The organism is Variovorax sp. 01T439_2 (genome assembly GCF_056398445.1).
Window position 1 is genome coordinate 1 of sequence record NZ_JBFTPJ010000043.1, and the last position, 13134, is coordinate 13134.

Here is a 13134-nt window from a genome sequence, read left to right on the forward strand (position 1 = left end):
GTGTAGGCCAGCGTCATGTGAGGCGTGAAGCCGCGCTCGGGCTTGAAGCCCGCATCCGCCAGTGCCTCGCCCAGCCGCTGCCTGAATGCCGCAAGCGCCGAGGTGCCGCTGCCGCCGCCGCACAGCACGAAGGCCTTGCTCTGCTCGAAGCGCATGGCCTCGTCGAACACCACCTCGAACGACGGCGGCGCCACGGCGGCCGCGGCCTGCAGGGCGGCTTGCACCTTTTCGCGCGGCACTGCCGGAAAATGCCCGAGGTGATGCAGCGTGACGTGCAGGCGATGCGCCTCGGTCAGCTTGCCTTTGAGCGCGTGCCGGTCCTTCAGGCGGGCCGCCAGCGCGGCAATCGACGCGGCATCTTCGGGGCGCGGAAAGATCGCGAAGAACAGCGAGCGCGGCAGGCGCTCCTTGGGTGATACGGTGCGGCGCGGGCGGCGCAACGGCGGCGGCGCGGGATCGATGCCTGGGAGCAGCAGTTGTTCGGGCATGGGAGATATCGGATTCACCGGTGCATTCAAACACGGCCGGAGACCGTCGGTTGACCCGCACCCGGAACTCGGCGCATGCTGCACGGCTCTGACTTGCCATGAACGCCCCACCAGCACCCGGCCTTCCCCGGCGCACCGTCGCCGCAGCGCTCGTTGTCATGCCCGCGCTCTGGCTGGGCGCCCGCGCACAGCCGGCGGCAAGCCGGCTCGCCACCCCTTCGCAGACCGAGGGACCCTTCTACCCCGTGCGCCTGCCGCAGGATTCCGATGGCGATCTGCTGCGCAACGGCACGCTGGACTACCGCAGCGGCCAGCCGGCCTGGGTCGACGGCACGGTGACCGACCTGAGCGGCAGGCCGCTGCGCGGCGCGCAGGTCGAGATCTGGCAGTGCGATCAGAACGGCCACTACCACCACCCCGGCGACGGCGACCGCGCCGACGCCGCCTTCCAGGGCTTCGGCCGCGTCACGGTCGGCGAAGACGGCAGCTACCGCTTCCGCACCATCCGCCCGGTGCCCTACAGCGGCCGCACGCCGCACATCCACGTCAAGGTGAAGCTCGGCACGCGCGAGCTGCTGACTACGCAGCTCTACGTGGCCGGCGATCCGGGCAATGCGCGCGACTACCTCTGGCGCAATCTTCCGCAGGCCGCGAGGGAGGCCGTCACAGTGCCCTTCGAGCGCGGGCCGGATGGCCTGCAGGCGCGCTTTCCGATTGCCGTTGCGGCCTGAAGGCGCTCAACCACGGACGCGCGGGGAATCAGGTCCGGCCTGCAAGGACGGCTTACGGCGCCGGCGCCAGGCATTGTTCGAGTCCCTGCACCAGCACATCCCTGGGCAGCTGCTTGCCGATGAAGACGATGCGGCTGTGGCGCGGCTCGCCCTCTTTCCAGCTGGCGCCGGCCTCGGTGCCCATCAGCATGTGGACGCCCTGCAGCACCACGCGGGTGTCCAGCCCGGACACTGCGATCACGCCCTTGTAGCGCATCAGGTGGGTGCCGTAGATGCGCAGGATGGCGCCGAAAAAGTCCTCCAGCCGCGCCGCATCGAAGGGCCGTTCGGCGCGAAACACGAAGCTCGATACATCGTCATCGTGCTCGTGATCGTCATCGGTCAGGAAGTCGGGTTCTATCTCCAGGATCGCGTTGAGGTTGAACCCGCGGATGTCGAGCAGCTGGTCGATCGGCGCCTGGCCGAAATGCGCTGCGGTGATCGGCGCGCGCGCATTCATGCGCAGCAGGCGCTGCTCGAGCGCCTTCACCTCGTCGACCGGCACCAGGTCGGTCTTCGAAAGCAGGATGCGGTCCGCAAAACCCACCTGCTCCTGGGCTTCATGGTGCTCGTCGAGCTGCGCCATCGCATGCTTGGCGTCGACCAGCGTCACGATCGCATCGAGCAGATAGGTCTGGCTGATCTCTTCATCGACGAAGAAGGTCTGCGCCACGGGCGCCGGGTCGGCCAGCCCGGTGGTCTCGATGATCACGCGCTCGAAGCTCGCGCTGCCGTTCTTGCGGCGCGCCGCGAGCTCGCCGAGGATGCGCACCAGGTCGCCGCGCACGGTGCAGCAAATGCAGCCGTTGTTCATCTCGATGATCTGCTCGCCCTCTTCCTGTACCAGCAGTTCGTTGTCGATGCCCGCTTCGCCAAACTCGTTCTCGATCACGGCAATCTTGTGGCCGTGCTGCTCCTTCAGGATTCGGTTCAGCAGCGTGGTCTTGCCGCTGGAGGAAGCCGGTGAGGATGGTGRCGGGAATGAGGSYCATGGGTGGGCTGCGTAAAGATTGATCGGGCGCTCGGCAAGCTCAGCGCTTCGCCGAGAGCGCCGAGGCAATGGTTGTGGCGTTGTGCGCGAACAGCTTCAGGTAGGTGTCCGCCTCGGTCCCCGGCGCCGACAGCGCGTCGGAATAGAGCCGGCCGCCGACGGTGACCCCGCCCTCGCGTGCAATGCGCTGTACCAGGCGCGGATCGGAAATGTTCTCGACGAACACCGCGCGCACATCCTCGCGCCGGATCTGGCCGATCAGGCGCGCGACCGAGGCGGCGGAGGCCTCGCTGTCGGTGTTCATGCCCTGCGGCGCAAGAAACTCGATGCCGTAGGCCGCGCCGAAATAGCCGAACGCATCGTGCGAACTGATCACGCGGCGATGCTCGCGCGGCATCGCGTCGAAACGTGCGCGAATCTCGCGGTCGAGCGCCTGGAGCCGCTCGATGTAGCTCGCGCAGCGCCGGCCGATCTCGGCCGCGAATGCCGGCCGTGCCCGCGCCATCGCATCGCGCAGGTTCGCGGCATAGCGCTGCGCGTTCGCAAGGTCCTGCCATGCATGCGGATCGGGCGCACGGCCCATGCGGCGCACCGGCACGCCATCGCTGGCCACCACGACGGGACCGCGGTAGCCGGATGAGCGCACCAGCCGGTCCATCCAGCCTTCGAACGCCAGTCCGTTGACGACGACCAGTTCTGCATTGGCAAGGCGCCGCGCATCGRCCGGGCTCGGCTGGAAGACGTGCGCGTCGGAGTCCGGACCGACCAGGGCCGCAACCTCGACGGCGCTGCCGCCGATCTCGCGCGCCATGTCGGCAAGGATCGAGAAGCTCGCGACGACGCGCAGCGGCCGTGGTGCGGTGGATTGCGCAAGCACTGGCAGCGGCAGCGCAACGAGCGACGCGGCGAAGAAGCAGCGGCGCGCGGGATTCGATGGAAAGTTCATGTCAGGCATTTCGATGAGAACGTGGGCGCAGGAGCCGGGCGAGCAGTCCGCCGTGCGATCCGAACACGAGCGACAGCAGGTAGGCCGCGCCCGCCACCAGCACGATCGCGGGGCCCGAGGGCCACTGCGCATGGAAGGACAGCAGCAGCCCGGCAAAGCCGGACAGCAGCGCCATGCCGGCTGCAACCAGCGCAAGGCTCCAGACTTCGGCGGCCCAGAAGCGCGCCGCGGTGGCCGGCAGCATCATCAAGCCGACCGCCATCAGCGTGCCCAGCGCCTGGAAGCCCGCCACCAGGTTTGCAACCGTAAGAACCAGAAAGACGCCATGCACCAGCGAACCGGGCCCGCCCACATTGCGCAGGAAGCCCGGGTCGAGGCATTCCACGAGCAGCGGCCGGTAGATCACGGCCAGCACAACGAGGGTCAGGCTAGCGACGCCGGCCATCAGCAGCAGCGCCGCGTCGTCCACCGCAAGGATGGTGCCGAAAAGCATGTGCATCAGGTCGACGCTGCTGCCGTGGGTCGACACCAGCAGCACGCCCAGCGCGAGCGCGATCAGGTAGAAGGCCGCAAAGCTCGCGTCCTCCCGCTGCGAGGTCACGCGCGTGACGAAACCCGCCGCCAGCGCCACCGCGAGCGCCGCGAAGAATCCGCCCGCGCTCATCGCCGCCAGCGAGAAGCCGGCAAACAGAAAGCCGAGCGCCGCACCCGGCAGCAGCGCGTGCCCCATCGCATCGCCCATCAGGCTCATGCGCCGCAACACCAGCAAGGTGCCGATCGGCGCGCTGCCCAGGCCGAGCGCCAGCGTGGCCACCAGCGCGCGGCGCATGAAGCCGTATTCCAAGAAGGGCTGGACCAGCAAGGCACCTGCGGTCATGACACAACCTCCGCGCTACGCGCTGCGGTATTCGCCTTGGGAGCGGCCCGGCGGCTCATGCAGCCTCCTTGCAGACAGGCGCATCCTCGTCCCACGCCTCGGCCATCTGGCGCGCGCGGAACAGGTTCTCGGCATGCAGCACTTCGGCCGTCGGCCCCCAAGCCACGCAGCGCCTTGCCATGAGCAAGGTGCGGTCGAAATGAAGGCGCACCTGCTCGAGGTCGTGCAGCACGGCAATCACGGTGCGCGCCTCCGCGTGCCAGCGCGCGACCACGGCCAGCAGGTCGGCAGTGGTGCGCGCATCGATCGCGTTGAAAGGTTCGTCCAGCAGGATCACGGGTGCGTCCTGCAGCAGCACGCGCGCAAAGAGCACGCGCTGGAACTGCCCCGCCGACAGCTCGGCGATGCCGCAGCGCTGGAAGCCGCCAAGGCCGACGGCCTCGAGCGCGTCTCCCACGGCATCGCGCTGCCGCGCGGCGATGCCCTTGAAGCTGCCGAGCCCTCCCCAGTGCCCGAGCGCCACCAGGTCGAACACCCGGATCGGAAAGCTCCGGTCGATCTCGGCCTGCTGCGGCAGCCACGCGATGCGGTCGCGCGAGTCGCCATCGAAGGAGACCCCTCCCTCGGCCGGCCGGATGCGTCCCATGATCGCGGCGAGCAGGCTGGTCTTGCCCGCACCGTTCGGCCCGACGATGGCGGTGAGCGAGCCCGGCGCGAACTCCCCCGACAGGTGATGCACAGCCGGGTGGCCGCGATAGGCCACGGTGAGGTTGGTCAGCCGGATGGCGGGAGGAGGCATCGGCGCCCCGCTCATTTCAGCGCCCAGCCGACAGCCAGCCACAGTGCCGCGGCAAGCATCAGCGCGCCCGCCACACGCACCCATGCGCTGGCCATCAGCAGGCTCGGCGGGCTTTCCGGCCAGGCATGGGGTGATGCTTCAGGTTGGCGGGTTGGGTGTTCCATGCCCCGACTATATTGCAATTGCGAATGCATTCGCAATAATGAAAAACGGGTTCTCGATCCAGCACCGAGACCGGCGACCGCCCATGCGCCGACAGCGTGTAGAGAACCCCGCGGGAAAACTCGCAGGAGCTCGCGCGAATGCTTGACGCCTTCCCTACCGGCGACAAGAGCCCGCGAAGAAGTCGAGGATCTGCTCGCCCAACAGCTGCTCCCCGCTGTTGAAATGCGCCATGACGGAGACGTGGTTGTGGTCCGCGACCGTCATGTGGCGCGGCGCGACACGGCGCGCCTCCGCCACGCGATAGGCAAACTCGGTCGCATAGACGTCGAGCAGCGGATTCTCGTATTGCGCATTGACGACGAACACGGGCATTGCGAGGTGCGCCGCATGCGCCATGGGCGAGAGGGATGGATAGCGGCTTGCGTCCTCGCCGAAATACGCCCGCACGCCGGCCGCGTTGGGGTTCTCCGGCAGGCTGTCGGCCTGCAGCCGCGCGGACACGAGTACCAGACAGCACACGTCGCGCCGCAGATGGGCGAGCGCCGGATCGCAGGCGAAGGTCGCCGCATGGGTGCCGCCGGCGGAGTGGCCGATCAGGCAGATGCTGCGCGGATCGCCACCGAAGCCGCCGATGTGCGCGGACACCCAGGCGCAGGCCGCGGCAACGTCCAGGGCGCCTTGCGGATGCGGCGCCTCCGGTGCCAGCCGGTACTCCACGTTGACACCCACGCAACCCTGGCGAGCGAACCAGGTCAGCACGTTGGCGTACATGGCATCGTTGATGTCCTTGGTGCCACGCACGAAAGCGCCGCCGTGCACGAAGACCACCACGGGCGCGTCGCGCGCAACGGCCGGACAATAGACGTCCAGCCGTTGGCGCGCGTGAGATCCGTAGGAAAGGTCACGCGTGACGTCGACGCCGCCGTGCGGCGCCGCCATCAGCACAGGCAGGTAGGCGGCCTTGACCCGGTCGCCCGCGCCGCGGATGTCCTGCTGCCACACCGGGCCGACCTCGCGCAGCAGTTCGTCCATGCCGGCGGGCCGGGGGATCGCGCGCATGGCCGGTCAGTCCTGCCGGAAGGCCGTGGCTTCGACCTCGAAACACCAGTCCGGGTGCGCCAGCGCCGCGACCACCATCAGGGTCGAGGCCGGCCGCGCCGATCCAAGGTACACGCTGCGGATCGCATTGAGCCGAGGCAGGTCCGCGGCACGGGTGAGGTAGGTCGTCACCTTGACCAGGTGCGATGCGTCCATGCCGGCCGCCTGCAGCACCGCCACCAGGTTCTTCCAGGCCTGGTCTGCCTGGGCCTCGAAGCCCTCCAGCAGACGGCCCTGCGGGGTCACGCCGATCTGGCCCGCGACGTGCAGGCAGGTTCCTGGGCCGTGGGTGGTGATGCCGTGGCTGTAGGCACCCGCGGGCGCTGCGACATTGTCGGGAACGATGCGTTGATGCATGGCAGTCTCAGTGCACGACGCTGTCGATTTCCGGAATGGCCGGGATCTCGACGCCGTACACGCCGATGTCCTCGCGGATCTTGTTCACGCCCATGCGGATGATGCCGATCTCTTCATCGGGATGCGTCGCGCCAAGGCCATGGTCGGCCGCCAGCGCCCGGTTGCGGCCGGAGCGTGCGCGCTCGGCGTCCGGCAGGTTGACGACGGCATAGACACCGTTGAGCAGGCTGCCGCGCAGCTTCTTTGCGACCTTCAGGCCGATGAGGCGCTTTTCCTCCGAGGGCAACTCGCTGAAGAAGCGCCGCATGATGATGCGGCCGAACTGGATGTGGCGGGCCTCGTCGCGCAGGATCAGCCRGCAGACCTCGCGGATCGAGTCGAACCGGGCGTTCTCGTAGCGCGCCTGCAGCAGGTCGCCGGACAGCTGCTCGAACAGCGTGTTGACCGAGAGGCCGGCAAAGAAGCTCATGGCCTTCTCGTCCGATTCGTCGTGGAAGCGCGGGATGATGTCCTTGAAGTAGTCCGAACGCGGCATGGGCTCGTATTCGGCGAGCGCGTCGGCGATGCGGAAGCTGGCCTCGTGATGCCGGAATTCCTCGGCGATGAAGTTGGTGATGTGCTGCTTCACCTCGAAGGGCTGGTGTTGAAAGATCGCTTCGCGCAGGCGCTCTGCGCCATAGGGCGTGGCGCCGTGCTCCATCCAGGCACGCAGGCTCCACCATTCGGCGCCCGCCTTGCGCACTTCCGGCGGCAGATCGGCCTTCTGGAGATCGGAATAGTCGATGTCGGCGATCGGGTTCCAGGCCAAGTCGCGTGCCTGGGTGCAGAGGCGCCAGACCTCCGGGTATTCGATCTTCGACACGACCGGATAGKGGTTGGGAACGGCGGGAATTTCTTCGAGCAGGGACGGCTGCATGGGCATGGCTCCTTCATTCGGCAATGGGGGATGCCGCTCATGCTAGGCGCGTGCTCTTGATACATCCAATACTGTTTAAATGGAGTCGTGATCCGAACTGTGTATATCGACTCAACGTTCACGAGGCTCTCCAGATGATCGAGTTCAGGCAGTTGCGTCAGTTCGTGGTGGTGGCGGAAGAGCTCAACTTCGGCCGTGCGGCGGAGAAGCTGCACATGTCCCAGCCGCCGCTGAGCGTGGCCATACGCAACCTGGAACTGCAGGTAGGCACGCTGCTGATAGACCGCAGCCGGCACCATGTGCGCCTGACGCCGGCAGGCAAGGTATTCCTGAAGGATGCGCAGCGCCTGCTGACACAGGCCCATGCGGCCACGGAACGCGCGCGGCGTGCCGCCCAGGGCGCGGAAGGCTCGCTCAGCCTGTCCTTCGTGCCGAGTGCCGCGCTCGATCTTCTGCCGGACATCTTCAAGCGGTTCCAGCGCGACTATCCGACGGTCCACCTGCATGTGACCGCGGAGACCACCACCCGGCAGGTGGAGGCGCTGCGGCGCGCCGAGGTCGACCTGGCCCTGGTGGTCGGCCCGCTGCAGGACGTGCCGGACCTTGCCTTTGTCGATCTCCAGGCACAGGGTTTCGTCATTGCCGTGCCTCGCAGCCATGCCCTCGCAAAACAGCGCTCCGTGAAGATCAAGGCCCTTGCGGCAGAGTCCTTCATCGCTTTTCCAGCGGCCGAGGGCGCGGGCTTCGTGGCGGCGCTGCTCAGCGCCTGCAAGGCCGCGGGCTTCTCGCCCAGGGTCGTCCAGGAAGCCTCCCAGATGCAGGCCGTGCTGACACTGGTCGCCGGCGGCCTGGGCATCGCCCTGGTGCCGGCCTCCATGCGCATGCTGGCCATGAAGGACGTGGCTTTCCTTGACGTGGCCGAAACGCGGGCACCACCCACCTACCAGCTGGCTTTCGCCTACAGCCGCACCAACGACAACCCAGTCATCCATTCCTTCCTGGCAGTGGCAGGCAAGGCCGTGGCGCACGCGCGCAGCACCTGAATCCGGTCGTGGCGGCCGGACGAATGGTGATTCGATTCATGTATGGATTCGGTACGCAGTCCGTATTGGACGTTATGACGAGCCGTTTGCATCATGTCGGCAAAAGGCGCCGGGGAGCGCCGCCGGTTTCGTCCCGCATCTGCCAACTGGAGTCCACGATGAAACTCATGAAGCTGCTCGCCACCCCGGTGCTGTTGGCCGCAGTCGTCTTCGCTGTGCCGTCGCTCGCACAGACCTACCCTGCCCGCCCGATCACGCTCGTTGTTCCGTATCCGCCGGGAGGCTCGGCCGACATCCTCGCGCGCACTGTCGGAGAGCAGCTGGCGGCGCGCCTCGGACAGCCCGTGATCGTGGAGAACAAGGCCGGCGCCGGCACCGCCATCGGCGCACGTTTCGTCGCAGACGCCAAGCCCGACGGCTACACCTTGCTCATGGGCACCGTCAGTTCCCAGGCGATCAATCCGGCCATGAGCAAGGTGGGCTACGACCCGATCAAGGGCTTTGCAGTCGTCAGCGCACTGGCATCGATTCCCTTCGTGCTGGTGGCCCATCCCGCCGCTCCCTACAGCAATGTGGCGGAACTGATCGCAGCCGGCAGGAGCCGCCCCGGCACGATCAGCTTTGCGTCGGCCGGCCCCGGAACATCCAACCACCTGGCGGGCGAGATGCTAGCGAACGCCGCGCATGTCCAGCTGCTGCACGTGCCGTACCGCGGCAGTGCGCCAGCGCTTGCGGACGTGCTGGCCGGGCATGTCCCCGTGATGTTCGACCTTCAGACCACCGCCCTGCCCAACCTCAAGGCCCAGAAGGTCAAGGCGCTGGCCGTGACAAGCCTGCATCGCAGTCCGTTGCTACCCGACGTGCCCACAGTGGCGGAGAGTGGCTTGCCGGATTTCGAGGTCAGCGCCTGGTTCGGCATATTTGCACCCGCCAAGGTCCCGCAGCCTGTACTCAAGCAGCTGTCCGAGGCGATGACCGATGTCCTGCGGGCTCCCGCCATGGTGCAGCGCCTGAGGGAAATCGGCACGGAGCCGGATACCCGGAACGCCGCAGCGTTCGCCAGCTACGCGGCAGCGGAAGTCAGCAAATACGCAGCCATCGTGAAATCAGCTGGCCTCGCACCTTGAGCGTTGGAGCGCTGCTGCCCATGCCCTGACCGGATGTCTCGCCTCAATCAATCTTGATCCCGGCCGCCTTCACTACATCCGCGTACTTCTTCAAATCCGCCTGGATCTGTTGCCCGAACTCCGCCGACGTATTGCCCACCGACGTGATGCCGAGCTTGGCGAGGCGCTCCTTGACCGCGGGCTCGTTCACCACGGCATGCAACTCGCGCTGAATGCGGTCGATGATGGGCGTGGGGGTCTTGGCGGGCGCGAGGATGCCGATCCAGGAACTCGCTTCGAAGCCCGACACGGTTTCGCCGACGGTGGGCACGTCGGGAAGCGATGGCAGCCGCTGCGCGCTCGAAATCGCGATGGCGCGCACCTGTCCTCTCTCGATGAAGGGCAGCGCGCCGGCCACGGCGGTGTAGAGCATCGGCAGCTGGCCGCCGACCACGTCGGTCATGGCCTGGCCGCCGCCCTTGTAGGGCACATGGACGAAGTTGGCGCCGGTCTTCACCTTGAGCATTTCAGCGGCGACGTGGGGCGTGCCACCCGTGCCAGAGCTGCCGTAGGACAAGCCGCCCGGGTTGCTCTTCGAATATGCGATCAGCTCGGGCAAGGTCTTCGCGGGCACCGAGGGGTGCGTGACGATGACGAGCACCGCATCGCCGATCTTGCTGACGGGCACGAAGTCTTTCACTGTGTCGAACGGGACCTTCGCGAACACGTGCGGGTTGATGACCAGCGTACCGTCGAAGCCCAGCACCAGCGTGTAGCCGTCGGGCGGCGCGGCCGCGACCATCTGTGTGCCGATGTTGCCGGACGCGCCGGGCCGGTTGTCGACCACCACCTGCTGGCCCAGCCGGGCCCCGAGGCGCTCGGCCACGACGCGCGCGCCGGTGTCCGTCACGCCACCGGGTGTGAAAGGCACGATGAGGCGAATCGGCTTGTTCGGGTAGTCCTGCTGAGCGTGCGCCGGCGTTGCTGCGATGGCGAGCGCACTGGTAGTGGCTATTGCCAGCGCCAGCAAGCGGCGGCGCGAAGCGTTGTAGGTGTTCGTCATGGGTTTTGTCTCCGTCCTTTTGTTGATTGAATCTTCAGCGCGCCCAGCGCTTGTCGAAATCCCACACTTCCTGAAAGCCGATGAGACCGCAGAACTCGTTGAAGTCGAACAGCGGCACCTCGGGCGCCTGGCTGACGCCGCTGTCCTTGAGGTGGCTCAACGCGCGCTCCATCGCGGCTGCGGCCGACAGGCTGGTGAGCGAGGGGTAGATGGCCAGCGCAAAGCCGATCTCCTCCAATACCTTCACGGGCAGGATCGGCGTCGTGCCGCCATCGGCCATGTTGGCCAGCATCGGCGTGTCGAATGCAGCGCAGGCCTTGCGCATCTCTTCTTCGGACTGCGGTGCCTCGAAGAACAGGATGTCGGCACCGGCCTCGGCATACGCCTCCAGGCGGCGCATCGCCTCGTCGACGCCGAGCGATGCGCGCGTATCGGTGCGGGCGATGATGAGGAAGTTGTCCTTGTCCTCGCGCGCCTCGGCGGCCACCTTGATCTTCTCGACCATGTCCTGCATGGGCACGCAGCGCTTGTTGGGCGTGTGGCCGCACTTCTTCGGAAACTCCTGGTCTTCGAGCTGGATGGCCGTGACGCCCGCTGCCTCGTAGCCGCGCACCGTGTGGTGCACGTTCAGCAGCCCGCCGTAGCCGGTGTCGGCATCGGCGATGACTGCCCCCTTGCTCGTGCGCACCAGCGTCGCCATGCGGTCGAGCATCTGCGTGTAGGTGGCGATGCCCGCGTCGGGCAGGCCCAGGCTGGAGGCGGTGAGCCAGTAGCCCGTGCCGTAGACGATGTCGAAGCCGACCTTGTTCGCCACGGTGGCGGCAATCATGTCGTGCAGGCCGGGCGCGACGATGAATTCACCGCGGTCGAGCTTCTGCCGGAGGATGGGATTCGCCATGCCCGCTTACTCCGCCGTGATGCCGCCGCGCTGCGCGACGAGCGACCACTTCTTCGTCTCGCTCGCCAGGAAGGTGCGGAACTCGGCCGGTGGCGTGAGCGTGATGTCGGCGCCCTGGTCGTGCATCTGCTTTTGCACCACGGGGTCGGCCGCGACCTTCTTCAGGTCCTGGTTGATCTGCGCGACGATCGGGGCCGGCAGGCCGGCCGGGCCGAACAGGCCATACCAGCTCAGCGATTCGACACCGTTCAACCCCGCTTCCTTGAAGGTCATCGCATCGGGGAACAGCGGCATGCGGCGATCGGCCGCAACGCCCACCACGCGCAGCGCGCCCGAGCGCACGTGCGGCAGAGCAGTCAGCACGCTGGTCACGCCCATCGGCAGGTGGCCGCCGATGATGTCGACCATGATCGGCGCGCCGCCCTTGTAGGGCACGCCAGTCAGCTTGAGGTTGCCGACCTGGCGGATCAGTTCGCCGGTCAGGCGCGTCTGCCCTTCCGAGTAGCCGCAGCCCAGCTCTTCCTTGCGCGCCGCGGCCAGCAGGTCGGCCAGCGTCTTGTAGGGACCGTTGGCCTGCACCACCAGCACCGACGGCGAGTTCGCGATGTTGGTGATGGGCGTGAAGGCCTTGTCGGTGTCGTAGGGCAGCGACTTCATCAGCACCGGGTTGACCGCGTGCGAGCCCACCACCAGCAGCAGCGTGTGGCCATCGGGCGCCGAGCGTGCCACGGTGCTGGAGCCGATCACGCCGTTGGCGCCAGTGCGGTTGTCCACCACCACCGACTGGCCCCACAGCTCCGACAGGCGCTGTGCCATCAGGCGGCCCACGATGTCGGTGCCGCCGCCGGCGGAATACGGCACCACGAGCGTGACGGCCTTGCTCGGGTACTTGGCGCCCTGCGCGAAGGCGGTGCCGCCCGTGCCGACGGCGGCGAATGAGGCGAATGACGCGAGGCCGGCGAGCATCTGGCGGCGGTTGGGATGAGGAAGGTTGAAGGTCGGGTTCATGCAAGTCTCCTGGTGTTGTCTTGTGTGTCCTTGTCGCGCTGGCGGCGCAGCCAGGCGATGGCGCGGCCGCCAAGCGGCCGTTGCAGTTCGTCTTGCGCGAAGTCCACCGCCGCGAGCAGGCCGGCGAGCGAGATGCCGGTGGCAAAGCCGCTGCGCTCGGCCATGAGCACAAGGTCTTCCGTCGCCAGGTTGCCTGCAGCGCCGGGCGCGAACGGGCAGCCGCCGATGCCGCCGACGCTCGCATCGAAGCGGCGCACGCCGGCCTCGAGCGCCGCCCATGCATTGGCCACGCCCATGCCGCGCGTGTCGTGCAGGTGCACCGCGAGGCGCTCGATGGGCACCACGCCGCGCAACGCCAAAATGCGCTCCTTCACCTGGCCCGGCGAGGCCGAGCCGATGGTGTCGGCGATGACGATCTCGTCGGCCGCGGCGGCGTGCATGCGGGCCGACAGGCGCAGCACCTCGTCGAGTGGCGTCTCGCCCTCGAAGGGGCAGTCGAAGGCCACGGCCACGTAGGCGCGCGTGCGCAAGCCCAGCGCGCGCGCGGCGGCGATCGTCTGCTCGCTCACTTCGGTCGCCTGGTCCAGGCCCATGTTGATGTTCTTGCGG

Annotated in this window: 15 protein-coding genes and 1 pseudogene; 3 read left to right on the forward strand and 13 right to left on the reverse strand. The window is 67.6% G+C overall.

All coding sequences use genetic code 11. The annotated features are described in order from the left end of the window. Window positions 1–488, reverse strand: a 488-nt coding sequence (locus AC1DOC_RS03760) for a 2'-5' RNA ligase family protein (protein WP_478129417.1), incomplete at its 3' end; no start/stop codon positions are given. A gap of 98 nt (window positions 489–586) precedes the next feature. Here AC1DOC_RS03760 and AC1DOC_RS03765 point away from each other — a divergent pair. Further along, window positions 587–1219: a dioxygenase family protein gene (locus AC1DOC_RS03765; protein WP_461552098.1), complete on the forward strand. Its 633-nt coding sequence runs from the start codon at window positions 587–589 to the stop codon at window positions 1217–1219. Window positions 1220–1271: 52 nt separating this feature from the next. Here the strand turns inward: AC1DOC_RS03765 and AC1DOC_RS03770 are convergent. The 8 genes and pseudogenes from AC1DOC_RS03770 to AC1DOC_RS03805 form a co-directional block, all read right to left on the reverse strand. Continuing rightward, window positions 1272–2250: pseudogene (locus AC1DOC_RS03770) on the reverse strand (CobW family GTP-binding protein). A 39-nt stretch (window positions 2251–2289) separates the two neighbouring features. Then, entirely contained in the window at window positions 2290–3195 is a 906-nt protein-coding gene (locus AC1DOC_RS03775; RefSeq protein WP_478129418.1) for a metal ABC transporter substrate-binding protein, read from the reverse strand. Between the two features lies 1 nt (window position 3196). Further along, a complete protein-coding gene (locus AC1DOC_RS03780; protein ID WP_012747887.1) occupies window positions 3197–4072 on the reverse strand; it encodes a metal ABC transporter permease in 876 nt (291 codons plus the stop codon). A gap of 55 nt (window positions 4073–4127) precedes the next feature. Beyond that, a complete protein-coding gene (locus AC1DOC_RS03785; protein ID WP_012747886.1) occupies window positions 4128–4871 on the reverse strand; it encodes a metal ABC transporter ATP-binding protein in 744 nt (247 codons plus the stop codon). Between the two features lie 11 nt (window positions 4872–4882). Continuing rightward, window positions 4883–5035, reverse strand: a complete 153-nt coding sequence (locus AC1DOC_RS03790; RefSeq protein ID WP_155247851.1) for a hypothetical protein — start codon at window positions 5033–5035, stop codon at window positions 4883–4885. 154 nt (window positions 5036–5189) lie between these two features. Continuing rightward, window positions 5190–6095, reverse strand: a complete 906-nt coding sequence (locus tag AC1DOC_RS03795) for an alpha/beta hydrolase (protein ID WP_012747885.1) — start codon at window positions 6093–6095, stop codon at window positions 5190–5192. A 6-nt stretch (window positions 6096–6101) separates the two neighbouring features. Beyond that, window positions 6102–6491 carry a RidA family protein gene (locus tag AC1DOC_RS03800; protein ID WP_012747884.1) on the reverse strand — a complete coding sequence of 130 codons (390 nt, stop codon included), beginning with the start codon at window positions 6489–6491 and terminating at the stop codon, window positions 6102–6104. Window positions 6492–6498: 7 nt separating this feature from the next. Further along, complete coding sequence (locus tag AC1DOC_RS03805; RefSeq protein WP_478129419.1) at window positions 6499–7407, reverse strand: ferritin family protein; 909 nt, start codon at window positions 7405–7407, stop codon at window positions 6499–6501. 134 nt (window positions 7408–7541) lie between these two features. Between AC1DOC_RS03805 and AC1DOC_RS03810 the strand changes: the two genes are divergently transcribed. Continuing rightward, the gene (locus tag AC1DOC_RS03810; RefSeq protein ID WP_012747882.1) at window positions 7542–8450 is read left to right on the forward strand and encodes a LysR family transcriptional regulator; all 909 of its coding nucleotides are present in this window, start codon (window positions 7542–7544) and stop codon (window positions 8448–8450) included. 158 nt (window positions 8451–8608) lie between these two features. Further along, the gene (locus tag AC1DOC_RS03815; RefSeq protein WP_012747881.1) at window positions 8609–9577 is read left to right on the forward strand and encodes a Bug family tripartite tricarboxylate transporter substrate binding protein; all 969 of its coding nucleotides are present in this window, start codon (window positions 8609–8611) and stop codon (window positions 9575–9577) included. A gap of 43 nt (window positions 9578–9620) precedes the next feature. Here AC1DOC_RS03815 and AC1DOC_RS03820 read toward each other — a convergent pair whose 3' ends face one another. From AC1DOC_RS03820 to AC1DOC_RS03835, 4 genes are all read right to left on the reverse strand, one after another. Continuing rightward, on the reverse strand, window positions 9621–10619 hold the full coding sequence (locus AC1DOC_RS03820; RefSeq protein WP_012747880.1) for a Bug family tripartite tricarboxylate transporter substrate binding protein: 999 nt from the start codon (window positions 10617–10619) through the stop codon (window positions 9621–9623). 34 nt (window positions 10620–10653) lie between these two features. Further along, complete coding sequence (locus tag AC1DOC_RS03825) at window positions 10654–11517, reverse strand: isocitrate lyase/PEP mutase family protein (protein WP_012747879.1); 864 nt, start codon at window positions 11515–11517, stop codon at window positions 10654–10656. A 6-nt stretch (window positions 11518–11523) separates the two neighbouring features. After that, on the reverse strand, window positions 11524–12525 hold the full coding sequence (locus AC1DOC_RS03830; protein WP_012747878.1) for a tripartite tricarboxylate transporter substrate binding protein: 1002 nt from the start codon (window positions 12523–12525) through the stop codon (window positions 11524–11526). After that, on the reverse strand, window positions 12522–13134 hold a 613-nt coding region (locus AC1DOC_RS03835), incomplete at its 5' end, for a beta/alpha barrel domain-containing protein (RefSeq protein WP_478129420.1). The genes AC1DOC_RS03830 and AC1DOC_RS03835, both read right to left, overlap by 4 nt.